Source organism: Bacillus sp. JJ1764, from assembly GCF_036962145.1.
Taxonomy (GTDB): domain Bacteria; phylum Bacillota; class Bacilli; order Bacillales; family Cytobacillaceae; genus Neobacillus.
Genome location: NZ_JBALNY010000203.1, coordinates 8,341 through 8,898 on the forward strand (window position 1 = coordinate 8,341; position 558 = coordinate 8,898).

Consider the following 558-nt stretch of genomic DNA (forward strand, 5'->3'; position numbering starts at 1 on the left):
TCCTTTTTGGATCAACGCACCCGTTTGTTGAAGAAGCATTAGATTTTGGAAATCCTATACCCCTTTATTACATATCCTAAGAAAATTGCAATAACTATTGAAAGCCAATGGAGAAAGCCAATCATTAGTGAAAGCAGACCTACTCCTAAGTCATCACTTTTATAGGGATTTGTAAAAATTTTGTACCAAATTGGCGAAAGTAACATTTGATATACCAAATATGGAATAACGGGAATTAAAAAGAATATATACCATCGTCCCAATTCAACTTTTGAATTTATATAGGCATACGGCAGAATTAATAATATTGCTATACCTAATGTAGTATAAATATTTATCAAGTTCTCATTCTTGTACAGAGAGTCCATCCAAAATGTGCCTATTATGGTGTATAAAATGAAAAAAATATTAACCCAAACAATTGCGTTCCAATCCACTTTACTCTTTATCATAACCCCAACTGCCCCCCACAACTTATTCACCTCATTATTAGTAAGTATTATCTAATATTCTTGTTAAATAGGTTATACTCCTTCTTTTACTCCCTCAATTTAATAC